We start from the raw sequence: 23,841 nt of genomic DNA, 5'->3' as shown, positions 1-23,841 counted from the left end.
ACGCGGGGAAGGGAATCAGCCGGCAATCGAGCCGGGTGTCGGGGCGGATGACAGGCCGAGGAAGTCGAACAGTTTCGGGTCGCTGAGCTGCGATGGCCGGATGTCGCCGAGCGCACGCGCGATGGTTTCGATCCGCCCGGGCATCTCGCGCTCCCAGTCGGCCATCATCCGCTGCACCTGCTTGCGCTGCAGGTTCTCCTGCGAGCCGCACAGGTTGCACGGGATGATCGGGAAATCCTTCAGCCGCGCGTAGCGGGCGATGTCGGCCTCGGCGGCGTAGGCCAGCGGGCGGATCACCACGTTTTTGCCGTCGTCCGACAGCAGCTTGGGCGGCATGCCCGAGACCTTGGCGTGGAAGAACAGGTTGAGGAAGAACGTCGCCACCAGGTCGTCGCGGTGGTGGCCAAGCGCGATCCTGGTGAACCCCTGCTCCTCGGCGAAGGAATACAGCGCGCCGCGCCGCAGCCGCGAGCACAGCGAGCACATCGTCTTGCCCTCGGGCACGACCCGGGTCACCACCGAGTAGGTGTCCTGCTCGAGGATGCGGTAGTCGACCCCGATTGATTCCAGGTATTGCGGCAGCACGTGCTCGGGGAAGTCGGGCTGCTTCTGGTCGAGGTTGACCGCGGTGATCGAGAACGACACCGGCGCCTTCTTCTGCAACTGCAGCAGCACGTCGAGCATCGTGTAGCTGTCCTTGCCGCCGGACAGGCAGACCATCACCTTGTCGCCGTCCTCGATCATGCCGAAGTCGGCGATCGCCTGGCCGACCTGGTGGCGCAGGCGCTTGCCGAGGCGGTCGAGCTCGCCGGCGCGCGACGGCGGCTCGGCCAGCGGCAGGGTGTCGGCGGCGGGCGCCTCGTTCAGCAGGGGCAGGACGGTACTCATCGGACCGTCGATTCTACCGGGCCGCCGTCGCACCGGCCGAGTCGGCGGTCGCACCGCGTGTGGCCGGGCGGGCGCGCTAAGCTGGGTGCCATGAGCGAGACCGACGACCCCGCCGCCATCAACCGCCGCCTGGAAGCGTTGCGGCTGGAACACCGCGACCTCGACGCCGCGATCGCCCGCCTGTCGGCCCTCGGCAGCCTCGAAGTCCACGATGACCTGACCCTCAAGCGGCTGAAGAAACGCAAGCTGTGGCTCAAGGACTGCATCGCCCGCCTGCAGAGCGACCTGATCCCCGACGAGCCGGCGTAGCGCCCCGCCGTGCCCCCGGATTGACCGACCCGCCTGCCCGAAGGGACGCCCCTCCGGCTGTAGGAGCGACGTAAGTCGCGAACGCGCAGGAACCGTCATTCGGTACCGATGGGGCTGCCGCAACGCCGCCCGCAAGCAATCCGACTGCTCCGGCGCGGGCTGACGCGGATCCACTGGCCGGATGCCCCGATTCCCCGCGCATTCGCGACTTACGTCGCTCCTACAGGGAAGCGGGTGGCATTCGTGCCGGCCTACACTGCCCGCCGATACCCGCCGCGCACGCCGTCCTTGCTCAGCACCCACTGCCACAACTGCAACTCGCGCGCGCGGAACGCCCCGGCGCATGACAGCAGGTAGTAGCGCCACTTGCGGTGGAAGGTCTCGCCCAGCGCGTCGGCGAAGCGCGGCCACGCGGCCTCGAAATTGGCGTGCCAGGCCATCAGCGTGTGGTCGTAGTCGGCACCGAAGTTGTGCAGGTCCTCGGCCACGAACAAGCCGTCGATCGCGTCGCCGACCTGGCCCACCGACGGCAGGTCGCCGTTGGGGAAGATGTGCTTGTCGATCCAGCGGTCGGGGACCGAGTCGCGGCGGTTCTTGCCGATCGTGTGCAGCAGGAACAGGCCGTCGTCGGCCAGGCAGCGTTCGGCGACTTCCATGTAGACGCGATGGTTCTTGCGCCCGACGTGCTCGAACATGCCGACGCTGACCAGCCGGTCCATCGGCCCGCCCAGCGACGCCGCGTCGAGTTCGCGGTAGTCCTGCAGCCGGAACTCCAGCGGCAACCCGGCGTAGCGCTCGCGTGCCCACGCCGCCTGCTCCTTCGACACCGTCACCCCGACGCACTGCACGCCGTAATGCTCGGCGGCAAAGCCCATCAGGCTGCCCCAGCCGCAGCCGATATCGAGCACGCGCATGCCCGGCTGCAGCCCGAGTTTGCGGCAGATCAGGTCGAGCTTCGCCCGCTGCGCGTCGGCCAGGTTGTCGGCGTCGCGCCAGTAACCGCAGGAGTACGCCATCAGCGGGTCGAGCATCGCCTCGTAGAAGTCGTTGCCGAGGTCATAGTGCGCCTTGCCGACCTGCCACGCGCGGGTGCGGTTCTGGCGGTTGAACACGCGCACCTGCAGCGCGTGCCAGGCGAGCCGTGCCGGCTGCACCTCGCGGTCGAGGTGGGCGCGCAGCAGGTGGTCGAAGAAGCCGTCGAGCTGCTCGCAGTCCCAGGCACCGGCCATGTAGGCCTCGCCGAGCCCGAGGTTGCCCTCGGCCAGCGCCCGCTCCAGCGCCGCGGGGTCGTGCAGCTGCATGTCCCACGGCCGCTCGCCGTTGATCCGGATGTCGGCCTTGCCGAGCAGGCCGGCGACCAGTTGTTGCGGCGCGGTGTCGAGTCGGGGGGCGTCCGGGACGGGTGTGGCGGACGCCTCGTCCGGCGTGTCTTTCAGCTCATCGACGATGGGCGATGGAGGTGCCATTGCGTGGTCCTCGGCTGGGTCGCGGCCGGCGTGGACGTGCAGTTGCCCCGTAACGTGGCCGATCCGCGACGACTTCGGCCACGGGCCATGGTAGCGCCGCCCGGGCCGGGTCGCAGCCGCCGCCGCGAAGGGCGGCCGACGGGCTCAATCCGCAGGCATCTCCTGCGCTTCCGGCTTGGCTGCTTCCGGGCTGACCTTCTCGATGCTGTGGCGCAGCTCGCGGCCGAGGATGAACTTGGCGTCGCGGGCCCAGGCCTCCAGTTGCTGGTCGAATACCAGCTTGCCGTTGGCGTCGACCCAGACCAGTTTCAGTTCGCGCAGTTTCTGGATGAAACCGCGGAACAGGGTCTTGTCGAAGAACTCCGGCGCGGCCGGGGCGTACAGCAGGCTCAGGCGCTGGGCGGCGAGCTGGCACAGGCTTTCCAGTTCGCCGGCCGACAGGGTGCCGATGCCGTTTTTCACCAGCACCGAAATGGCGATGTAGTAGCGCTCGAACGCCTGCTGCAGCGAGTGCCCGATCGCGCGCAGGCGGAACACCTCGTCGGATTGCCCGGCGTTGCGCGCGAGGATGCCGCCGTCCTCGTCGCTGACACGTTCCAGCAGGCCCTCGCGGATGAACACGTCGATGGTGCGCGCGAGCCGTTCGACGAACTCGTCCTCGCTCCACGGCAGGAACAGTTCGACCTGCAGGAACGGATAGACGCTCCGGCCCAACCGCAGGACGCTTTCCTGCGCCATGCGGCGGTTGTGCTGGAAGCAGCAGGCGATCCACGAGGCCGCGGTGAACAGGTGCAGCGCGTTGTTGCGGAAGTAGCTCAGCAGCACCGCGTTGTCGCCGCGCACGTGCAGCACGTCGCCGAGCGGGTGCACGGTGCGGGTCAGCATGCCGATCTCCTCGCCGTGGGCGACGATCTCGGCCGGTGCGTGCGGGGTCACGGTGACGCGGTCGGAGAACGGCATCTCGTCGAGCAGGGTCTTGCTGAGCGCGAGTTGGGCCAGCAGGTCGCCTTCGCCCATCGCGTGCTTGGGCGTGGACAGCAGTGCCAGCGCCAGCAGGTTGATCGGGTTGACGTCGGCGGCGCGGTTGACGTTGACCTGGATCTTCTGCGCCAGCGCATCGACCGTGGTCGACAGCCACGCCGGCTTGTCGTCGTCAGGCAAGGCCTCGCCCTGCCAGCCGGGCGCGTGCTCGCCGAGCATGTCGTTGAGCAGGATCGGCTCGCCGAAGTTGACCACCACCTGGCCGTAGTTGCTGCGCAGCACCTTGGGGATGCCGGTGACCAGCTGCCAGATCGATTCCTTTTCCTTCGGCTTGCCGGTCAGCTCGTCGAGGTAGCTGTTGCCCTCCATCAGCTTCTCGTAGCCGATGTAGATCGGCTGGAACAGGACCGGCCGGGTCGGCTGGCGCAGGTAGGCGCGCACGGTCATCGCCAGGGTGCCGCCCTTCGGCGGCAGCAGCCGGCCGGTGCGCGAGCGCCCGCCTTCGATGAAGTACTCGATCGAGTAGCCGCCCGACACCAGCTGCGCCATGTACTCGCGGAACACCGCCGAATACAGCGCGTTGCCGCGGAAGCTGCGGCGGGCGAAGAACGCGCCGCCCTTGCGCAGCAGGGTGCCGATCACCGGCAGGTTGAGGTTGATGCCGGCGAAGATGTGCGGCGGCACGATGCCCTTGGTGTAGAGCAGGTAGCTCAGCAGCAAGTAGTCCATGTGGCTGCGGTGGCAGGGCACATAGATAACCTCGTGCCCGGGCGCGGCGCGCTTGAGGGTGTCGAGGTGGTGGACCAGTACGCCACGGTAGATCCGGTTCCAGACGAAGGTCAGCAGGAAGCTGGCCGAGCGCACCACCGGGTGCGAGTAGTCGGCGGCGATCTCGTAGGCGTAGGCGTGGGCCTTCTTCCAGGCGTCGGCATACTGGCCGTTGTCGCGGCGGGCCTGCGCGGCGATCGCCTCCTTGACCGGCTCGGTCGCGAGCACGCGGTCGACCAGCAGCCGCCGGGTCGACAGGTCGGGGCCGATCACCGCCGCGCGGATCAGCCGGAAGTGGGTGCGCAGCACGCGCGACAGCTTGCGCACGGTGCGTTCCGGCGGCAGGCCCTCGTTGATGGTCTCGCGAAGGTCGACCGGCGGGGCGAAGCGGACGGTGGTGTGGCGGCCGTTGAGCAGGATGGCCAATAGCCGGCGGAAGCGGCCGACCAGCGCCCAGTTCTCCGAGAACAGCACCGAGAACCAGCCGCTGGTCTTGTCCGGCGCGCGGCCGACGAAGATCGACACCGGCACCAGTTGCACGTCCAGCGACGGGTCCTCGCGGTGGGCGTCGAGCAGGCGCGCCAGCGATTCGGAGTGGGTCTTGCTCGTCGGCGCCGCGGGATTGAGGGTCGGCAGCGGCGGCAGCGCGCTGACATTGCGGCGCGACAGCGCGACGTAGGCACGCTTGCGTCCGAGCGGGTCGCCCGGCAGCGGTTGCAGTGGCGAGGGCAGGCCGGTCTCGCGGCAGGCGCGCTCCAGGATCAGCGCGTTGGACAGGCCGTAGTCCTCCAGCACGTAGCAGACCGGGCGGCCGGCGAAGCCGTGGGCGTGGTCGGCCGGGGATTTCGGCTCGATGGTCAGCGACACCCACGGCGCCATCAGTTTCCCGAGCAGGCGCGCCCACCACGGCCGCCGCGCCGCGATCGGCGGACGGCGTGCAATCGGCACGCGCGGCGTGGCCGGCGGCGGGGCATCGGCCGGCTCGATCGGCAGCTCGGGCTGGCGCGGGGCGTCGCCGAGGGTCGCACCGGGCTCGAACGGCGGCACGGCGTCGAGCGCAGCATCGCCCGGTACTTCGGTCCGTGGCGGCTGCATCGCATCGGCCAGGGTCATTTCGGCCGGGTCGACGGGGGCGTCCGGGGCGGTCGGCGCGGCCGGGTCGGGGTCGCGGGCCGCGGACGGGTCGGTGCCGGGCTTGCCGGGGAATGGCAGGGGTGTCTGGTTGGGCATTGGTCGCATTATGCCGGTTCGCTCGCGGGCGCCATGGCGGCGCGCCGCGTGGGGCGATCAGCGCGCGGTCAGGTCCGGCCGCGGCGTTTCGGGTTCCGCCGGGGCCGGATCGCCGGTCGGCGGGGCCGGGCCGGCGGCCGCCTCGGCGTGGCGCAGCAGGTCGGTCAGGTACCAACGGTCGTCGCGCCGCTCGACCCGCACTTCGGCGGCCACCGGCTGGCCGCCCAGGCTGTAGTCCAGCGACAGCCGGGCGGTATCGCCGGTCTGTTCGATCAGCGCCACCCGGGCGCCGGACAGGGCCTGGTCGAGATCCAGCCCGTAACCGGCCAGCACCTTCTTCACGCGGCCCAGGAACGGCCCCAGCCGGCCCAGGCTGCGGTCCATGCCGATCGCGTGGAACGTGCCGACGCCGCCGGCCAGGCCGGTCAGGCGCGCCGCCGCGATCAGCTGCGGCAGCGCCGCCCGGGCCAGCGCGGGATCGCCCAGCGGTGCCTGCCGGCCCCATTGGCTCAATGCCGCGATCAACTGGGTGTAGTGCTCACGCTCGGGTTCGCTGTATTCGTCCGCCCCGCTGACGTATTGCACCGCGAACAGCCCGAGGGTCGCCGCGGCGCTGCGCAACTCGCGGTCGGCGCCGGCGAACTGGCGGTTGTAGGCCGCCAGCAGGGCCTTCTCGGAGCCGGGCGCGGCCAGCACGGTGATGAACGCGGGCAGGCGGTCGTCCAGCGGCAATTCGGTCAGCGGCCAGATCGTGCGGCCTTCGGTCCAGGCCGTCGACATCCGCGCGTGCAACGCCGGCGGCAATGCGTGGCGGGCGTAGGCGGAAAGGTCGTTGCGGTGAAGGTCGTCGATCAGCAGCTGCAGCGCCTGCGCGGGCTTCGTGGCGACCGGCGCGGCCGCTGCCGGCGGCTTGCGCTCGCAGCCGCCGACAAGCACCACCGCGGCGATCACCACGGCAAGCGCGGCAACCGGCAACAGCGCAACGATGACGCGTCGAATCAAGGACATGCGGTGCGGCTCCCCCCGTCGCAGAGGGGCATCTTGGCCGGCGGCGCCATGGCGTACAAGCCAAGCCCGTCGCGGATTCAGCTCAACGCCCTTGCAGCGCCTGGCGCTTGGCTGCGCGGCGCGCATCGGCCGGTTTGCCCCAGTCGTTGCCGAACAGCGCCGGCTGCCAGTCACCGTAACTCGGGTTCGGCAGCATCCACCAGCGGCGGCCGAACCAAGCGCCGTGCGCCTCCATCAGGCCGTCGCGCGCGGCCGGGGTATTGGGTTCGACCTGCATGAAATCGCCCAGCTGGTCGCCGAACTGCATCAGCACCCGGTAGCTGCGGCCGGCCAGTTGCCGGCGGCAGTGCTTGTCGCCGCTGTCGGCCTGCTTGCAGCCCTCCACCACCGTGCCCTTGCCGAGGAACGCGGCGTCGTCGGCCGGCAATCCGACCGCGCGCAGGTTGGCGAGGGTGTCGGCCTGCATCTGCTCGGTGCGGTTGGTGATGTAGACCAGCGTGATGCCGCGCGCGCTGGCGGCTTTCGCGAACTCGACCATGCCCGGCACCGGGGTGGCCTTGCGCTCGGCGACCCAGTCCGCCCAGGTCGCACTGGCGTACTCGGTGCCGTCGCGGACCAGGCGAGCCTGGTAGGGCGAGTTGTCGAGCACGGTCTCGTCGATGTCGAGGATCACCGCCGGCGGCAGGCCGGTGGCGGGGTTGGCGCGTTCCGACGGCACCAGCGCATCCCACGCCGGATCGGCGAGGGCGGCGTCGAGGCCGGCGATCGCGGCGCGGTAGGTTTGCGTGGCGGCGGCGTCGTACTCGACGGAGGCCTGCATCCACAGCACCGCGTTGAGGTTGTCGTCGGCCGGTACCGCGGCGGTTGCGGCCACGTCCTCGCGCTGTGCCGCGTGCTGGCAACCGGACAGGAGGAGGGCGAGCAGCGCGGGAGCGATGAGGTGGCGCATGGCGGGGACCGGTGAAAAGGTGCCGCGAGTTTATCGAAGTCGAGCCATGGGCCGGACCGGCCGCACGACCGCCTGCCGGTCCTGCGGGCACGAAAAACCCCGGCCGGAGCCGGGGTTGTCCGTTGACGCATGCCGCAGGTGACCGGATCAGTTCACGCGGGCCTGGATGGTCACGCCGCGGTACGCGTTCTCACCCACCACCAGGATGTAATAGGTGCCGGCCGCGGGGTTGCGTACGCGGATGGTCTCGCTGTTGCCCGGGCGCGAGGACTTGAGGTCGTAAGCCTCGGTGGTCGGTTCCTCGCCGGCGCTCGCGTACACGCTGACATTGCCGCTGCCGCCGTAGGTCATCACGCTCAGCATGGTCGAGCCGGCCGGTACCTCGATGCTGTACAGGACCTCGTTGCCGGCATTGCCGGCCAGATCGCGCACGGGCACCGAATCGAGCAACGCGATCGGGTCCGGACCGCAATCCTCGACTTCCGGGTCACAGGGCGGGAGCAATTGCGCGAGCGCTGCCGGGGCGTCGAGCAGGCCGCTGCCGATCGGCTTGTCCGGCGTGCCCGGGAACGGCCGGGCGCTGTCGACCAGGATCGCTTCGATCTCCGCCGGCGTCTTCGGCGCGGCGCCGGAGGCCACCACGGCGCTCTGGACCAGCGCGACCACGCCGGCCACGTGCGGCGCGGCCATCGAGGTGCCGGCCATGCCCATGTACGTCGGCGTGCCCAGCTCCGGCGAGGTCGCCGAATCATTGCCTGCCTGCCACACGTAACCGTCCGGATTGCCCTCGACCACGCCGCCGCCCGGACCGGCCAGGTCGACGGCGGCGCCATAGTTGGAGTAGTTGGCGCGGGCGCCGGTGATGCCCACTGCGCCAACCGTCACCACGTTGTCGCAGCTTGCCGGCGAATAGTTGGCCGCATCGTCGTTGCTGTTGCCGGCGGCGACCACGACCGTGGTGCCAAGCGCGACGGCCGTGTTGATCGCATCCTGGGTGATCGACGGGCAGCTCTGGCCGCCGCCCAGGCTCATGTTGATGACCTCGGCCGGGAATTCGTTGGCCGGCACGCCGGGGACATCGCCCCCCGCGGCCCAGACGATTGCGTCGGCGATGTCGGAGGGGTAGCCGCCGCACTTGCCGAGCACGCGCACCGGCAGGACCCGGGCGTTGTGCGCCACGCCGGCCATGCCGCTGCCGTTGTTGCTCAGCTCGGCGACGGTCCCGGCGACATGGGTGCCATGGAACGAACTGGTCGCCCCGACGGGCTTGCCGCACTCGCCGGCGTCGTACCAGTCGCCGTAGTCGTGCGCGCCGGCCGCGCGGTCGTCGGTCGGCCGGCGGGACACGGCGGCGTCGGTGATGAAGTCGTAGCCATCGAGCATGTTCGCGTCCATGTCCGGATGGGCGACGATGCCGGTGTCGAGCACGGCCACCACCACGCCTTCACCGGTGGACACGTCCCACGCCGCCGGCGCGTCGATGCCGCCGGCACTGGCCTGCAGGTGCCACTGGTGGCTGTTGAAGTACTCGTCGTCGACGGTCAGCTGCGGCTGGGCGAGGTCGCCGCTGGCCACCGGCATGCGTGCTTGAGGCCGGTCGACCGCCTGCACCATGCGGTCGAGGTCGACCGACTTCACCGCGGGGTCGGCCTTCAGCTCGCGGACCAGCGCAGCCAGCTCGGCGGCGCCGACATCGTGCGAGAGCCGGAACAGGTCCGCGCCGACCGCGAGCTGGCGCATATGGCTTGCGGTTGGTGCCGGCTGGCGGGCATCGGCGGCGCTGCGGATGGCCCGGGCGGCGTGCGCCCGGTTGGCCGCGCCGTTGACGGTCTGCAGCTTGTTGGTCCGGGGCGCGCGCTCGTCGTGGTAGCGGACGATCAACCGGGCGCCGTGGTCGGCGACGGTGGTCGGCGCGGCCATCGGCCGCACTTGCAGTTGGCCATTGGCGGCCATCGCCGCGGGAGCGGCCAGCGCGGAGGCGATCATGGTGGCCATCAGGCTCATGCGGATCGGGTTATTGCTGGATGTCATGTTCAATTCCCTGGTTGTATGGAGCGTCGTGTGTCTGTCGTGCTGTTGTCGCGCGGGTCGCCGGTCACCAGCCAAAGCCGACGCCTGCGCCGATCGAGCTGTCATCGCCGCTGAACGCGCCGCCGAAGGTCACCGTCGCGCGCTCCGACACCGCCCGCTGGTAGCCCAGCGAGAGCGCCGTCGCACCGTTCTGGAAGCCCACGCCCATGCCGACCCGGTTGATCGTGTCGATGCCGGCGGCACTGGTGGCCATGTTCACCATCGCCGCACTCATCGCGCCCATCTGGTCGATGCGGTGCTCCTGCTGGTTGAAACGCGAATCGACCTGGCCGCGCAGCGCGGTGAAGTCGTCGTTGAGCGTGGTGAAGCGCGAGTCGGTGTACGCGTTCGCCGAATGCAGCGTCCGTGTTGCGGTGGTGTCGGTGTACGCGTTGGCCGAGGCCAGCGTGGCGGCGTCGGCCGGCTGGGCCGGTACGTCGACGGCGGCCGGGCGCGCGCTGGTCGGGGCAGCGGTGACCTGGCGCGGGGCATCGGCCGCGGCCATGGTGATGACATTGCCCTTCGTCGCGTCCGGAGCGTCCGCCAGCGTCGTGTTCTCGCTGGCGACCCCGGCGTCCGTCGCAGTCGTCGCAACCGCGGCGTCCGTCCCGGACCGGCTGGCGACGGCATCGTCACCGTTGGTCGCTGGCAGCTTCGCCGGTGCGGACGCTGTGGCCGTGGCCGTGGCGGCAGTCGTGTCCGCAGTCGGCGAAGAGGCGAACGCAGCTGCACCCGCCGCCTCCGCCTCGACCGCCGAGAGACGGTTGTCGAGCCCGCTGATGGCGCCGTCTACCGCGCTGAAGGCATCGCCGACGTTGTAGTAGCTGCCACCCTGGATCGAGAACGTCGGGCCCATGAACCCGCCCGGCCCCATCGATGCACCGCCGCCCAGCGCCTGCGCCATCGAATCACCCATGCCGAACAGCTGCGACCCGTTGACGGCATCGGTGCTGTCGACGGACAGGCCGCCCGCGGCGAGGTTGGTGATCTGCCGTTCGGCTCCCGCCGCGCCCACCGAGACACTGTCGACGCGGTCGGCCACCGAGCCGGCACCCAGCGCAACGCTGTTGGCGGCCGAGACCTGCGCACGCGCGCCGATCGCGGTGCCATTGCTCGCCGCATCCAGCACGCGGGCGTCATAGCCGTTGGCGGTCGAACCAGCCGCGCGGGCCTGCGCGTTGGAGCCGATTGCCGACGATGTCGCCGCCAGCGCCTGGCTGTTGGCGCCCAGCGCGGTGGCATTGCTGCCGGCCGCCTTCGCATTGCTGCCGAAGGCCGCACCGCTGACCTTCCCCGCCTGGCTGCTGGCACCCACGGCGGTGCTGCCGTTGGCACCGGCCACCGCGTTGCTGCCGGCCGCCAGCGCACCCTGGCCGTTGACCACGGCATCGTCGCCGCCATCCTGCGCGCCGCTGGCGGCGAAGTAGTGGCTGGCCTCGCCGACGCCGGCCGCCACGTCATCCAGTTGCGACTTGTTCACCGCGTCGGTCGCCTCGGTGCCGGCGGAGACGTTGGTGATCTGGCGGGTGAAGGGCTCGAGCACGGTGCCGTCCGCACGGTTGGTCCAACCGGTGGCCGCACCTACCGAAACCGAGTTGTCGCGGTCCGCCAGCGAGCCGGCGCCGAGGGCGACGCTGTTCTCGCCGGTGGTGAGCGCGTACTGGCCGATCGCGATGCCGCCGTCGCCGAAGGCCTGGGCGTGGTTGCCCAGAGCGATCGCGTACTTCGCCTGCTCGACGAGGCCGGTGTCGGCGGATGTCGAGCAGATCCAGCACGGCTCATCGTCGTCGCCCGGATCCGGATCGCCCGGACGTTGGCCACCGGTCTGCGCGCCGCTGCCGAGGGCGATGCCGCCCTCGCCGCGGGTGGTGGACAGGAACCCGACGGCGATCGACTCCTCGTCGTTGGCATAGGAGCCGTTGCCCAGTGCAACGGCGCGGTAGCCCCAGGCGAAGCTGTTCGCGCCGAGGGCGGTGGACGCGCCGCCGGTAGCCTGCGCGTTGCTGCCGATCGCGGTGTCGTACCCGTAGGGGCTGGTCTCGTTGCCGGCGCTGGCGACATCGCCGATCGCGGTGCTCGCTTCGCCGTAGGCGTCGCTGCCTACGCCGAACGCGGTGGCACGTTCGCCGACGGCGGTGGCGTTGTAGCCCACCGCCGACGCCCAGAGACCGTCGGCCGTGGTGTACGCACCCAGCGCCGTGGAGGCGTTGCCGATCGACCGGGCCTGCAGGCCGAGCGCAACGCCCTGGCCGCCCGTCGCCGCGGCACCCGCGCCGGCGGCGAAGCTGTAGTCCGTGAGCGCCGTGGCCCCCGGACCGATCGCGGTGGCCGCATAGCCGCTGGCACTGGTCTGCATCTCGACCAGTTCGTTGCCGGCATGGTCGGGCACGAGGGCGTAGCCGCCGACGGCCACGGCCGAGTCGCCCTCGGCGACGCTGCCGTAGCCGATGGCGGAACTGAACTCGCCGGTCGCGACCGCGCCGCTGCCCAGTGCCGACGACCCGACGCCGAACGCCGAGCTCGACGAGCCGACCGAGGTGGCGTAGTCCGCGCCGGCATAGGCGTTGGAACCCGAGGCAGTCGCGTCGGTGCCGTCCGCGAAGGCTTCGCCGTCGCCGTTGGCCTTGAAGTACTGGCTGGTCTCCTCCGCCGTGGCGGCCACGTCGTTGAGCTGCGCCAGGTTCACCGCATCGGTGTCCTCGGTGCCCGCAGCCACGTTGGTGATCTGGCGTTCCTCGCCGACCGCGCCCACCGACACGGTGTCCGCACGGTCCGCCAGGGAGTTCGAGCCCAGCGCCACACTGTTGCTGGCGGCCCCGTCGACGCGTGCACCCGTACCCAGCGCGGCGCCATAGAGACCGAGCGCGGTGCTGTTCTGGCCGAGTGCAACCCCGTTCGGCCATGCTGCCGCCGAGTCGCCGATGGCGGTGCTGTTTTCGCCGTTGGCCAAACTGGAGCTGCCAAGGGCGGTGCTGCGGTCGCCGGTGGCGCCTGCATTCATGCCCATTGCGACGGCGCGCGTTCCCTCGGTGTAGGCGGCAATACCGATCGCGGTCGAGAAGTCGCCTGCCGCCTCCGTCAGGCCGCCGAGTGCGGTGCTGCTCAAACCTGCGGCGCTGGACAGCCAACCGGCCGCCACGCTCTGCCCGTTGCCGGCGGTGCTGCGCCCACCGATGGCGGTGGACGAGTCGTACGCGGTGGAACCGGCACCGATCGCCACGCTGCTGCCACCTACCGCAAGTGCGTTGTTGCCAATGGCCGAACTGCCGAAGCCGATCGCCTGCGCGGCCGTGCCGACCGCCGTGGAGTGGTCACCGGTTGCATTCGACAATGCACCGAACGCAGAGGACTGGGCGCCTTCCGCATACGCACCCACGCCGGTAGCGGTCGCCGCAAAGCCCCCCGCCTGCGCGCTGGCACCCAGTGCGGTGCCGCCGACGCCGGCGCTGGTCGCACCGGTATCCACCGGCACGCCGCCACTGGTGATCAGCGGATTGCCATTCTCGTCAACTGCATTGCCGCCCACGGCCACGGCCGCGGGGCCGGTGGCCTGTGCGTTCTGGCCGAAGGCTGCACTGTTCTGGCCAGCGGCCAAGGAGTTGTAACCCACCGCCGTCGCGCCATCGGCCACCGCGTTGGCACCGCTGCCGTACGCCGAGGCACCGGTGCCGAGCGCATTTGTGGCCTCGCCGGCCGCGGTCGCGTTGTCACCGTCGACGTATGACCCGGCATCACTGTCGGCGCTGCCGCTGGCCTTGAAGTATTGGCTGGTTGCTCCTGCCACGTCATTGAGCTGCGCCAGGTTCACCGCATCGGTGTCCTCCGTGCCCGCAGCCACGTTGGTGATCTGGCGTTCCGCACCCGCGTCACCCACCGAGACGGTGTTCTCGCGGTCGGCAACCGAATTGGCGCCCAGCGCCACGCTGTTGGCGGCGTCGGTGAAGGCGCCGACGCCCACGGCCGTGGCGTTCTCGGCGCGGGCATACGTGTCCTGTCCAATCGCGGTCGCACCGGCCTCCGTTGCCCAGGCGAGCCTGCCCAACGCGGTGCTCCGGTCGCTTGAGGCCCGGGAGTCGGAGCCGATCGCGGTCGCCTCTTCACCGAGGGCGAATGCGAAGTAGCCGACTGCCGTGCTGGACTCGCCTCCCGACCACGCCGCCGTGCCGAGCGCCGTGGTCAGGTCGGCCTCCGCCCGTGCGCCGAAGCCGACCGAGGTACTCATGAGCCCCTCCGCTTTGGCCTCGTAACCCAAGGCGGTAGCGGCACCACCGCTGGCGATGCTGAAGGCACCGAAGCCCGACGCCAAAGCTCCCGTGGCCACGCTGCCGTAACCAACGGCCGTGGTTTGCATGCCCTCCGCCACGCTGAAGCCGCCATGCGCCGTGGAATTGTCGCCGGTGGCCGAACTGCTGTAGCCGGTGGCGGTGGCCTGCGCGCCGCTGGCCGTGGCCACCGTACCGGTGGCGGTGGTGGCGGTACCTGTCGCCTGCGCGCCCGCGCCGAACGCGGATGCGCCCAGGCCCGACGCCGTCGTCGTCTGGTCCAGCACTACCTCTCCGGTCTCCGGGTTTTTGTAGTACATGATTCCGCCGACCGCGGTGCTCGACTCGCCGTCGGCGACCGCGCCGTAGCCCGACGCTGTCGCGTACTGGCCGCCGGCTACCGCGCCGCTGCCGAACGCCGAGGAACCCACGCCGTAGGCGGAGCTCGACGAACCGATCGCGGTCGCGTAGTCGGTCCCGGCATAGGCGTTGGAACCGGCGGCGGTCGCATCGGTGCCGTCGGCGAAGGCTTCACTGTCACCGGTGGCCTTGAAGTAGGCGGCGTTCTCGGTCGCGGCCTCGAGCTGCGCCACGTTCACCGCATCGGTGTCTTCGGTGCCGGCCGCCACGTTGGTGACCTGCCGCTCTTCGCCCGCGTCGCCGACCGAGACGGTGTTGGCGCGGTCGCTGTACGAGCCCGCACCCAGTGCCACGCTGTTGTCGGCATCGGTCATGGAGCCGGCGCCCAACGCCACGCTGTCGGCACCGTAGGTCGTGCTGAAATAGCCCACAGCCGTGCTGTTCGCGCCCTGTGCCCACGCCTCCGAACCCAGGGCAGTGGCGGTCTCACCCTGTGCGTAGGCGAAGTAACCAAGCGACGTGTTTTGTGTGCCATCGGCTTGGGCCAATGAGCCGACCGCGGTGCTGAAGTCGCCCCACGCACCCGCGCCCGCACCGAAGGCCGAAGCGGCCTCACCCGTGGCCTCGGTCGGGACCAGGAAGCCAAAACGCGGATTCAAATCCCCAAGGCCACCGACGGCCGTGCTGCCTTTGCCGCCAGCAAAGCTCTGCGTACCGATGGCCGTGCTGTGGCTGCCCACCGCATTGGCGACCGAGCCGAACGCGGAAGACTGCACGCCGGCTGCATACGCGCCTGCACCGGTCGCGGTGGAGATGAATCCGTCCGCCCGCGCGCTGGCACCCAGTGCGGTGCCGCCGACCCCGGCGCTGGTCGCACCGGTATCCACCGGTACGCCGCCGTTGGTGATCAGTGGGTCGCCATTCTCGTCGACTGCATTGCCGCCCACGGCCACGGCCGCGGGGCCGGTGGCCTGCGCGTTCTGGCCGAAGGCAGCGCTGTTCATGCCGGTGGCGAGTGCGTCGTTGCCCACTGCGGTGGCGCCGTCGGCCATCGCGTTGGCGCCGCTGCCATAGGCCGAGGCGCCGTTGCCGATGGCGTTGGTGGACTCGCCGGCCGCGGTCGCGTCGTCGCCTTCCACGTAGGCACCGGCATCGCTGTCGGCGCTGCCGCTGGCCTTGAAGTAGCGGTCGGTGTTTTCCGCGACCGCGGCCACGTCCTCGAGCTGGTCCAGGTTCACCGCATCGGTGCCCTCGGTGCCGGCCGCGACATTGGTGACCTGGCGTTCCTGGCCGGCCCGCCCGACCGACACGGTGCTGTCGCGATCGGCGACCGACCCGGCGCCCAGCGCCACGTTGTCGATGCCCACCGCGCGCGCACCGGCGCCCAATGCGCTGGTATCGATGCCGTTCGCCGTGCTGGCGGTGCCGAGCGCCGAGGCGTTGACGCCGTTCGCACTGGCGTCCGTGCCGACCGCGCTGGCGTTGACGCCGGCGGCCTGGCTGCCGACGCCCACGGCCGTGGCCGCGACGCCGATGGCGATGGCGCCCTGCCCACAGGCCAGGCTCTCCGGGCCACTGGCGATGGAGGTCGGGGCGCCCTTGGTCACGCAGGTCCCGGAGGCGGCCGCCGGGAGGGCGGTCATCGCAAGGGCTGCGGACAGCGCGAGATATAACGGTGCCTGCCGTACGGCAGCGCGACCGTCGCGGACCGCCGGAAGGCGCGAGGCGCGGCGATGGTTCGAATCGGACATTGGCTTTCCCGTTGAGCGTTCAATCAGAGCGCCACGCGCGTCGCGGGACGTCTCCCCGGGTGGCACCCCGGCCGCTCCAGACCCGGCCTGCGACCCGTCTTCGGGGCCATGCAGGTCGAGCGGGATTCGATGCCGCGGTGCCAGGAGGACCACGAAACGTGGTCGGCATGCGGGCAGCGCTGGCGTCAGCGGCTGCGTCGCCCGGTCAGGGGAGCACGGCAAATGAGCCGCGGTTAAACGACTTTGCCTAGTCTGGCGGCTGAAAGGCCGCGGAAGGTCAATATGTGACGCAAGCAGTCACACAACTGTGCGCCGGTCAGGCCCGTGTGCTGCGACGCGTCATAATGTGGCGCGTCGGGTCAGCTATCCAGCAGCGCCCGGATCGCCTCGAGCCCGGCCTTGGCCCGCTCCTGCTTGCGGCTGGCGTCGGCGACCGGGTCGGCGCCGTCGCGCTGGATCTCGTCGGCCGGCAGTTCCTCGAAGAACCGGCTCGGCTTGAGCCGCAGGGTGTCGCCCCACTTCTGCGCCTGCTTCGAATGCGACAGCCACAGCTGTTCCTTGGCCCGGGTGATGCCGACGTAGAGCAGCCGGCGCTCCTCGTCGATCCGGCCTTCCTCGATGCTGGCCTCGTGCGGCAGGGTGCCGTCCTCGACGCCGACGATGAACACGTAGCGGAACTCCAGGCCCTTGGCGCCGTGCAGGCTCATCAGCCGGACCTGGTTGCCGGCCTCGCCCTTGTCGGCGTGCGACAGCAGCGCGAGCTGCGCGGCCAGCTCGCCCGGGCCGGCACCCTTGCCGCCGTCGAACCAGTCGGCCAGTTCCTCGAGGTTCTGTTTGCGGCGCTGGAAGCCGGCGTCGTCCTTGCACTGGGCGCGGATCGATTGCAGCAGGCCGGAGCGGCTGGCCAGCTCGCGCACCAGTTCGGCCGGGGTCAGGCGGGCGGCATCCTTGCGCAGGCCGCGGACGATGCCGACGAAGCCGTCGAGCGCGTTGCCGGCGCGCGGGCTGAGTTGCTTCAGCGCGCCGACCGACTCGGCCGCGCGCGACATCGGCATGCCGGCGCGCTGCGCCAGTTCCGCCAGCTTGCTCAGCGTGGTGGCACCGACTTCGCGCTTGGGCGAGGTCACCGCGCGCAGGAATGCGGCGTCGTCGTCGGGGTTGGCGACCAGCCGCAGCCACGCCAGCGCGTCCTTGACCTCGCCGCGTTCGAGGAACGCGGTGCCGCCCGACAGGTGGTACGGCACCCGCAGCAGCTGCAGCGCCTTCTCCAGCGCGCGCGACTGGAAGTTGCCGCGGAACAGGATGCAGAAATCGCTCCACGGCACCTGCTTCGCAGTCGCGATGAAATGGATCTCGGCGGCGACCTTCTCGGCCTCGTGGCCGGCATCGCGACATTCCCAGATGCGGATGCGCTCGCCGTCGGCCTGGTCGCTCCACAGGGTCTTGGGGTGCTCGTGCGGGTTGTTGGCGATCAGCGCATTGGCCGCGCGCAGCACGCGGTTGGAGCAGCGGTAGTTCTGTTCCAGCTTGACGATCTTCAGCGCCGGGTAGTCCTTGCCCAGCTCGAGCAGGTTGTCGGGGTTGGCGCCGCGCCAGGCGTAGATCGACTGGTCGTCGTCGCCCACGCAGGTGAACTGGCCGCGCTCGCCGGCCAGCGCCTTCAGCAGCCGGTACTGGGCGTCGTTGGTGTCCTGGCACTCGTCGACCAGCAGGTAGCCGATGCGCTCGCGCCAGCCGAGCGCGCAGTCGGCGTCGGACTCCAGCAACTGCACCGGCAGCCGGATCAGGTCGTCGAAATCGACCGCGTTGAACGTCGCCAGCCGCGCCTGGTACAGCGCGTAAACGGTGGCGGCGTCGATCTCGCGCGCGCTGCGGGCCTCGGCCATCGCCTGCTCCGGCGACAGCCCGGCGTTCTTGGCGCGAGAAATCAGGTTGCGCACGTTGTCGAGCGCGTCGTTCTTGGCACCGGTGCCGAGCAGGTCCTTGATCTGCGCGGTCGAGTCGTCGCTGTCGAAGATCGAGAAGCCGCGGCGCAGGCCGAGCTTCTCGTGCTCGATCTGCAGGATGCGCAACCCCATCGCATGGAACGTGCAGACCGTCAGCCCCTCGGCCGCATCGCCCTTGATCCGCTTGGCGACGCGCTCGCGCATCTCCTTGGCGGCCTTGTTGGTGAAGGTGATCGCGGCGATGCGCCTGGCCGGCATCCGACCAGAGGCGATCAGGTGCGCGATCTTCTCGACGATCACCCGGGTCTTGCCGCTGCCGGCGCCGGCGAGCACCAGCAGGGGGCCGTCGACGTGGGCGACGGCGGCGAGTTGGGGCGGGTTGAGGCCCAGCGTGTTGAGACCGTGCATCGGGAGGGGCATGACCGGGTGGAGCGACCGCGCATTCTAGCGGTTGCCGAAACCGCCTCCTGTAGGAGCGACGTAAGTCGCGAACGCGTCGATATCCGGAATCGCCGTGCAATCGCGACTTACGTCGCTCCTACACGAAGCCATCCGCGACGCGCGGCCGGAAGGGCACGCCGGAAATATCGGCCACGGGATTAAACTGGTTGAATGGCCAAGCTCTACTTCTACTACTCGGCGATGAACGCCGGAAAGACCACCACCCTGCTGCAGTCGGCCTACAACTACCGCGAGCGCGGCATGCGGGTGGCGATCCTGGCGCCGCAGCTTGACGACCGCGCCGGGCGCGGCACGGTGGCGTCGCGGATCGGGCTCAGCGCGGAGGCGATCGCGTTTGATCCCGACCAGGACCTGCAGTCCATGGTGCATGCCGACATCGCCACGCACGGGCGGCTGCATTGCGTGCTGGTCGACGAGGCGCAGTTCCTGCGCAAGCCGCAGGTCTGGCAGCTGACCGAGGTGGTCGACGCGCTCGGCATCCCGGTGCTGTGCTATGGCCTGCGCACCGACTTCCGCGGCGAGCTGTTCGAGGGCAGCCAGTACCTGCTGGCCTGGGCCGACGAGATCAGCGAGATCAAGACGATCTGCCACAGCGGCAGCAAGGCGACCATGAACATGCGCGTCGATGCGCAGGGGCGCGCGGTGCGCGACGGCCCGCAGGTCGAGATCGGCGGCAACGAGCGCTACCTGTCGGTGTCGCGCCGCGAGTACAAGAAGGTCATGCGCGGCGAGGGCACGATCGCGCCGTTGCAGCCGCCGCTGCCGTTGTAGCGGTTGTCAGTCGGCGGCGAGGGCGCGGTCGACCGGACGCAGGCCGCAGCCGGTCCGGATCGCGGCGACGTCGCGGCTCAGTGCGCCGCCTTCCGGACGTGCCTGGCGCAGGCGGGTGTCGAGTTGCTGCAGCTGCTGCAGGGCCTGCGGACGCTGCGGACCGTGGCAGCGCAACTGCGCGGCGTAGGCGCGCGCGAGCCAGGCGACCTTGCGCAGTTCGATGTCGCCGTCGGACAGCCCGGCCAGCGCGTCCAGCTGCGCCAGCGCGGCGGCGCCGAGTGCCGTGCCGGCCCCCGGCAGCGCGCGCTGATGGGCCAGTACGAGTTCGGCCTGGCGCGTGGCGGGGTGGTCGTCGCCGTACGCGGTGCGCAGCATCGCCGTCGCCCGTTCCAGCCGGGTGACGCCATCGGCGGATCGGCCCAGGCCGATCTCGACCTCACCAAGCAGGCGTTCGACCTTGCCCATTTGCAGCGACGGCGCGCCCGCGTCCGGGTGGTCGGATGGCGCCAGCAGTTCCCGCGCTTCCAGCAGCAGCGGATGCGCCGGGCCGTCGCGCCCGCTCGCGTGCAGCACCGCGGCCTGCTGGAACAGTGCCGCCGCGATCGCGGCCGGTGCGCCGGTGCCGCGCCTGATCCGCAGCGCCTGGCGCAGCGAATCCAGCGACGACTCCAGCGCGCCGCGCTCCCAGGCGACCACACCGAGGTCCAGGTAGCTGTCGGCCACCTCGACATGGTGGGGACCGAACCGGGCCACGAGGCGGCGGTGGATGTCGCGCAACTCGTTCTCGGCATCGGCATAGCGGCCCTGGTCGAGATGGATCGCGGCCAGCTGGCGCATCACCGCGAGCGTGGCCGCGTGGCCGCTGCCGTTGACCTCCAGGGTGACCGCCATGGCGTTGTCGAGCTCGGTCTCGGCCTGGTCGAGGTCGCCCAGCGCGCGGTGCAACCGGCTGAGGTTGCGGTGGATGTCGACCAGCAGCGGGTGGCGGTCGCCGGCTTCGCGACGCAGCCGCGCGCGCGCGCCTTCGAAATCGGCCAGCGCGATGCGGGTCTCGCCGACATCGGCATGCAGGCCGGCCAGGTCCATCAGGTTCTCGACCTCGCCAACCCGGTCGGCGCGGCTCTCGCGCCGCAGCGCCAGCGAGCGCTCGAACAGTTGGCGCGCGCCCTGGCGTTCGCCGTTGGCGCGGCGGCAGCGGCCCAGCTGGGAATAGAACTCGGTGACCTGCGGGGTCAGCAGCGCCTGCTCGTGGCTGGCGCGGTCAAGCGCCGGCTGCATCAGCTCGATGCAGGTCGTCGCGTCGCCAAGCAGGCGCAATACCCGGCCGCGCTGGGTCAGCGATTCGAGCCGCAGGCTGGCCGGCGTGTCGCTGGCGTCGCTGCCGGCGATCAGCAGCGCCTGGCGATCGAGCAGGGTCTTGGCCTCGATGTAGTCGCCCAGCCCGGTGCGCAACCGCGCGATCACGCCGAGCATCTCCGCCAGCGCGCGCGGCTGCCGCGCCAGTTCGCGCTCGCCGCGCTCGGCCGCGGTCGACAGCAGCTGGCGCAGGTCCAGCGGCTGGCCGTCGCGGCTGCCGCTGGCGCCCTCGAACACGCCGACCATGAAGTCCTGCATCGCCTGCGCGCGCGCGGCCTCGTGCAACGCCTCGCGCGCCTGCCATGCGACCACGCCGAGCGAGGCGGTCAGCACCAGCGTGGTCAGGATGCCGGTCGCCAGCGCCCAGCGGTGGCGGCGCAGGTACTTGCCGACGCGGTAGTTCCAGCTCTGCGCACGCGCATGCACCGGGCGGCCGGCGGCATAGCGCTGCAGGTCCTGGGCGAGCGCCTCGACCGACGGGTACCGCTGCTCGGGTCGTTTCGACAGGGCCTTGAGCACGATGTTGTCGAGGTCGCCGGCGAGGGTGCGGGCACGGCGCGCGCGCGCGGCCGCGTCGTGCCCGTGCGGCGGCCGCCGTGCATGGCCGGTCGCGTCGCCGCCGGCGGCACGCAGCAGCGCCAGCGACGGGCGGGCCGGGTCCTGGGTGAGGATCGCTTCCTCCCACGCCGCGTCGCTGTCGCGCGAGGGGCGGTACGGCTTGGCGTCGACCAGCAGTTCGTACAGCACCACGCCGAGCGAGTAGACGTCGGTCATGGTCGTGACCGGCTCGCCGCGGACCTGTTCCGGCGCGGCGTAGTGCAGGGTGAACGCACGCACGCCGGTACGGGTCTGCTCGGGCGCGGCATCGTGGTCGAGCAGCTTGGCGATGCCGAAGTCGAGCAGCCGCACCTCGCCGGCCGGCGTGACCAGGATGTTGGACGGCTTGAGGTCGCGGTGCACGATCAGGTTGGCGTGCGCGTGGCTGACCGCGTCGCAGATCTGCTGGAACATCTGCAGGCGGGTTTCCAGCGGGGTCTGGTGGTCGCGGCTGTAGTCGGTGATCGGCGCGCCGTCGACGTACTCCAGCGCGAGGTAGGGCAGCCCGTCGGAGCTGATGCCGGCGTCGAGCAGGCGGGCGATGTGCGGGTGCGCGAGGCGCGCGAGGATCTGCCGCTCGCGGGTGAAGCGCAGCCGCAGGTTGGTGTCGGCGAGGCCGGGGCGCAACAGTTTCAGTGCGACGCGTCGCTGGTACAGGCCGTCGGCGCGCGCCGCCAGCCAGACCTGGCCCATGCCGCCTTCGCCGAGCAGGTGTTCGAGCCGGTAGGGACCGATCTCCGCGCCGGGCAGCAGGCCGCGGTTGGGACTCATCACCGGTTCGGACAGGAAGCTCTCGCGGCCTTCCTCCAGCGCGATCAGTTCCTCCAGCTCGCGCGCGGTGTCGGCGTCGTGGCCGCGCAGCTCGTGCAGGCGCCGCGCGCGTGCGGCCGGCTCCAGCTCGAACAGTTCGTCGAGCAGCGGCGACAGCCGTTGCCAGCGTTCGGTGTCCATGGCTCAGCCGAGCGGGTGGTCGATGGATGGCATCGCGGAATCCCCTTTGTCCCGGCGGGCTGTCGCCGGCCGTCGCCGCCGCGTCGTGGAGCGCTAGTCCTGCAGCGACGCCAGCAGGAACAGCCGCGCCTTCTGCCAGTCGCGCCGGATGCTGCGCTCGGAGCGCTCCAGCAGCGCGGCGATCTCCAGTTCCGACAGGCCGGCGAAGTAGCGCAGCTCCACCACCTGGGCGAGCCGCTGGTCGACGGCGGCAAGCTTGGTCAATGCGGTATCGAGGCCGAGCATTTCCTCGTCGAGGCGCAAGCCGCCTTCGAGGTCCTCGGGCAGGTCGGTGACCCGGTGCAGGTCGCCGCCACGCTTCTGCGCGAGGCGCTGGCGCGCGTAATCGACCACCACCGAGCGCATCGCCGAGGCGGCGTAGGCGAAGAAGTGGGCGCGGTCGTCGAACTTCGCTTCGCGCCGGCCGGCCAGCTTGAGGTAGGCCTCGTGCACCAGCGCGGTGGCGTCCAGGGTCTGGCCGTGCTGGCCGGCCAGCTGGCGCCGGGCCATGGTGTGCAACTCCTGGTACAGCGTGGCGAGCACGCGGTCGAGCGCACCGCGGTCGCCCTCGCGGGCTGCGTCCAGCAGTTGGGTGATGTCGCCGCTGTCGGCCATCCGTGTTCCCCGAAGCAATGGCCCGGACTATAGCGCGTTCAAGTGTGACGCAACGCCCGGTTCATGGCATCGAAGTTGCTAGCGCTGGCAGCTCGCGCACCACACGCTCGCGCGCTGGCCGATCAATGCCTGCCGCAGCGCGCGGCCGCAGCGTGGGCAGGGCAGGCCGCCGCGTCCGTACACCGAAAGTTCCTGCTCGAAGTAGCCGGGCGCGCCGTCGGGGCTGATGAAATCGCGCAGGGTCGTGCCGCCGCGGGTGATCGCATGCGAGAGGATCCGCCGCACCGCTTCGGCCAGTCGCGCATAGCGCTCGCGCGAGATCCGGCCAGCCGGCCGCAAAGGCGAAATGCCGGCGGCGAACAGCGCCTCGGCGGCATAGATGTTGCCGACGCCGACCACCACCGCCTGGTCCATCAGGAAGTTCTTGACCGGCGCGCTGCGGCCGCGGCTCAAGGCGAACAGGCGGTCGCCATTGAAGGTCTCCGATAGCGGCTCGGGACCGAGCCCGGCAAGCAACGGATGGACCTCGCTGGGCGGCTGCCACAGCAGGCAGCCGAACCGCCGTGGATCGTTGAAGCGCAGCACGCGCTCGTCTTCCAGCCGCAGGTCGACGTGGTCGTGCGCGCGCGGCGGGGTGTCGGCCGGCAGTACCCGCAGGCTGCCGGACATCCCCAGGTGCAACAGCGCGCTGCCGGCGGCGGTGTCCAGCAGCAGGTACTTGGCCCGGCGCCGTACGGCGTCGATCCGCTGGCCCGGCAACAGGGTTTCGACCTCGCGCGCGATCGGCCAGCGCAGGTCGGCGCGGCGCAGGGTCGCGGCGAGCACGCGTCGGCCGACCAGGTGCGGTGCGAGACCGCGGCGGGTGGTTTCGACTTCGGGCAGTTCGGGCATCGGCAGAGCCTAGCGCGCCGGGAGCGGATCACCCACCGGTGACGCGGTTCCGGTTGTCTCCATCCACGCCTCCCCCACCTACATGGCAGGTGCCACTCGCCGCTCGCTGAACGAGCCTGTCCGCGGGTGCTTCCGTACCGGGGCGAACGGTCGCGTCGGGTGGCATCATGG

The 23,841-nt window shown here is 70.9% G+C and carries 12 protein-coding genes and 1 pseudogene; 2 read left to right on the top strand and 11 right to left on the bottom strand.

Annotation, left to right across the window (positions count from 1 at the left end; translation table 11 throughout):
• Positions 1–15 precede the first annotated feature (15 nt).
• Complete coding sequence (gene ttcA, locus ACT9AS_RS00430) at positions 16–888, bottom strand: tRNA 2-thiocytidine(32) synthetase TtcA (RefSeq protein ID WP_445098143.1); 873 nt, start codon at positions 886–888, stop codon at positions 16–18.
• Between the two features lie 90 nt (positions 889–978).
• On the opposite strand from ttcA, the gene ACT9AS_RS00425 reads away from it, so the two are divergent.
• Positions 979–1,197, top strand: a complete 219-nt coding sequence (locus ACT9AS_RS00425; RefSeq protein ID WP_445098142.1) for a DUF465 domain-containing protein — start codon at positions 979–981, stop codon at positions 1,195–1,197.
• A 251-nt stretch (positions 1,198–1,448) separates the two neighbouring features.
• Here the strand turns inward: ACT9AS_RS00425 and cfa are convergent, their stop codons facing one another.
• The 7 genes and pseudogenes from cfa to ACT9AS_RS00390 all read right to left on the bottom strand — a co-directional run bounded on the left by cfa (position 1,449) and on the right by ACT9AS_RS00390 (position 18,396).
• Complete coding sequence (cfa, locus tag ACT9AS_RS00420; RefSeq protein ID WP_445098141.1) at positions 1,449–2,663, bottom strand: cyclopropane fatty acyl phospholipid synthase; 1,215 nt, start codon at positions 2,661–2,663, stop codon at positions 1,449–1,451.
• 144 nt (positions 2,664–2,807) lie between these two features.
• Positions 2,808–5,651, bottom strand: a complete 2,844-nt coding sequence (gene plsB / locus ACT9AS_RS00415) for a glycerol-3-phosphate 1-O-acyltransferase PlsB (protein ID WP_445098140.1) — start codon at positions 5,649–5,651, stop codon at positions 2,808–2,810.
• Between the two features lie 48 nt (positions 5,652–5,699).
• Positions 5,700–6,650 (bottom strand): hypothetical protein, encoded by a 951-nt coding sequence (locus tag ACT9AS_RS00410; protein ID WP_445098139.1) that lies wholly within the window; start codon positions 6,648–6,650, stop codon positions 5,700–5,702.
• Positions 6,651–6,732: 82 nt separating this feature from the next.
• Positions 6,733–7,599 (bottom strand): HAD family acid phosphatase, encoded by an 867-nt coding sequence (locus ACT9AS_RS00405; RefSeq protein ID WP_445098138.1) that lies wholly within the window; start codon positions 7,597–7,599, stop codon positions 6,733–6,735.
• Between the two features lie 147 nt (positions 7,600–7,746).
• Positions 7,747–9,630, bottom strand: a complete 1,884-nt coding sequence (locus tag ACT9AS_RS00400) for a S8 family serine peptidase (protein WP_445098137.1) — start codon at positions 9,628–9,630, stop codon at positions 7,747–7,749.
• Between the two features lie 64 nt (positions 9,631–9,694).
• Positions 9,695–15,637 (bottom strand): annotated as a pseudogene (locus ACT9AS_RS00395) (YadA-like family protein); the annotation flags it as partial.
• A 764-nt stretch (positions 15,638–16,401) separates the two neighbouring features.
• Positions 16,402–18,396: a UvrD-helicase domain-containing protein gene (locus tag ACT9AS_RS00390; RefSeq protein WP_445099002.1), complete on the bottom strand. Its 1,995-nt coding sequence runs from the start codon at positions 18,394–18,396 to the stop codon at positions 16,402–16,404.
• A 204-nt stretch (positions 18,397–18,600) separates the two neighbouring features.
• On the opposite strand from ACT9AS_RS00390, the gene ACT9AS_RS00385 reads away from it, so the two are divergent.
• Entirely contained in the window at positions 18,601–19,221 is a 621-nt protein-coding gene (locus ACT9AS_RS00385; RefSeq protein ID WP_445098136.1) for a thymidine kinase, read from the top strand.
• Positions 19,222–19,227: 6 nt separating this feature from the next.
• On the opposite strand, the gene ACT9AS_RS00380 is transcribed toward ACT9AS_RS00385, so the two are convergent.
• The 3 genes from ACT9AS_RS00380 to mutM all read right to left on the bottom strand — a co-directional run bounded on the left by ACT9AS_RS00380 (position 19,228) and on the right by mutM (position 23,670).
• The gene (locus ACT9AS_RS00380; RefSeq protein WP_445098135.1) at positions 19,228–22,125 is read right to left on the bottom strand and encodes a protein kinase domain-containing protein; all 2,898 of its coding nucleotides are present in this window, start codon (positions 22,123–22,125) and stop codon (positions 19,228–19,230) included.
• 93 nt (positions 22,126–22,218) lie between these two features.
• Entirely contained in the window at positions 22,219–22,779 is a 561-nt protein-coding gene (locus tag ACT9AS_RS00375; RefSeq protein WP_445098134.1) for an ECF-type sigma factor, read from the bottom strand.
• A 78-nt stretch (positions 22,780–22,857) separates the two neighbouring features.
• The gene (gene mutM, locus ACT9AS_RS00370; RefSeq protein WP_445098133.1) at positions 22,858–23,670 is read right to left on the bottom strand and encodes a bifunctional DNA-formamidopyrimidine glycosylase/DNA-(apurinic or apyrimidinic site) lyase; all 813 of its coding nucleotides are present in this window, start codon (positions 23,668–23,670) and stop codon (positions 22,858–22,860) included.
• Positions 23,671–23,841: the final 171 nt, after the last annotated feature.

It is taken from the genome of Lysobacter sp. F60174L2 (genome assembly GCF_052547135.1).
The sequence above is the reverse complement of the archived record's forward strand: the minus strand, read 5'-3'. Positions and strand labels throughout refer to the sequence as shown.

Bases quoted from the DNA above. Each gene is read 5' to 3' on its own strand.
- ACT9AS_RS00385 (WP_445098136.1), top strand. From the start codon at position 18,601: ATGGCCAAGCTCTACTTCTACTACTCGGCGATGAACGCCGGAAAGACC.
- ACT9AS_RS00425 (WP_445098142.1), top strand. From the start codon at position 979: ATGAGCGAGACCGACGACCCCGCCGCCATCAACCGCCGCCTGGAAGCG.
- ACT9AS_RS00410 (WP_445098139.1), bottom strand. From the start codon at position 6,650: ATGTCCTTGATTCGACGCGTCATCGTTGCGCTGTTGCCGGTTGCCGCG.
- ttcA (WP_445098143.1), bottom strand. From the start codon at position 888: ATGAGTACCGTCCTGCCCCTGCTGAACGAGGCGCCCGCCGCCGACACC.
- mutM (WP_445098133.1), bottom strand. From the start codon at position 23,670: ATGCCCGAACTGCCCGAAGTCGAAACCACCCGCCGCGGTCTCGCACCG.
- ACT9AS_RS00405 (WP_445098138.1), bottom strand. From the start codon at position 7,599: ATGCGCCACCTCATCGCTCCCGCGCTGCTCGCCCTCCTCCTGTCCGGT.
- plsB (WP_445098140.1), bottom strand. From the start codon at position 5,651: ATGCGACCAATGCCCAACCAGACACCCCTGCCATTCCCCGGCAAGCCC.
- cfa (WP_445098141.1), bottom strand. From the start codon at position 2,663: ATGGCACCTCCATCGCCCATCGTCGATGAGCTGAAAGACACGCCGGAC.
- ACT9AS_RS00380 (WP_445098135.1), bottom strand. From the start codon at position 22,125: ATGGACACCGAACGCTGGCAACGGCTGTCGCCGCTGCTCGACGAACTG.
- ACT9AS_RS00390 (WP_445099002.1), bottom strand. From the start codon at position 18,396: ATGCACGGTCTCAACACGCTGGGCCTCAACCCGCCCCAACTCGCCGCC.
- ACT9AS_RS00400 (WP_445098137.1), bottom strand. From the start codon at position 9,630: ATGACATCCAGCAATAACCCGATCCGCATGAGCCTGATGGCCACCATG.
- ACT9AS_RS00375 (WP_445098134.1), bottom strand. From the start codon at position 22,779: ATGGCCGACAGCGGCGACATCACCCAACTGCTGGACGCAGCCCGCGAG.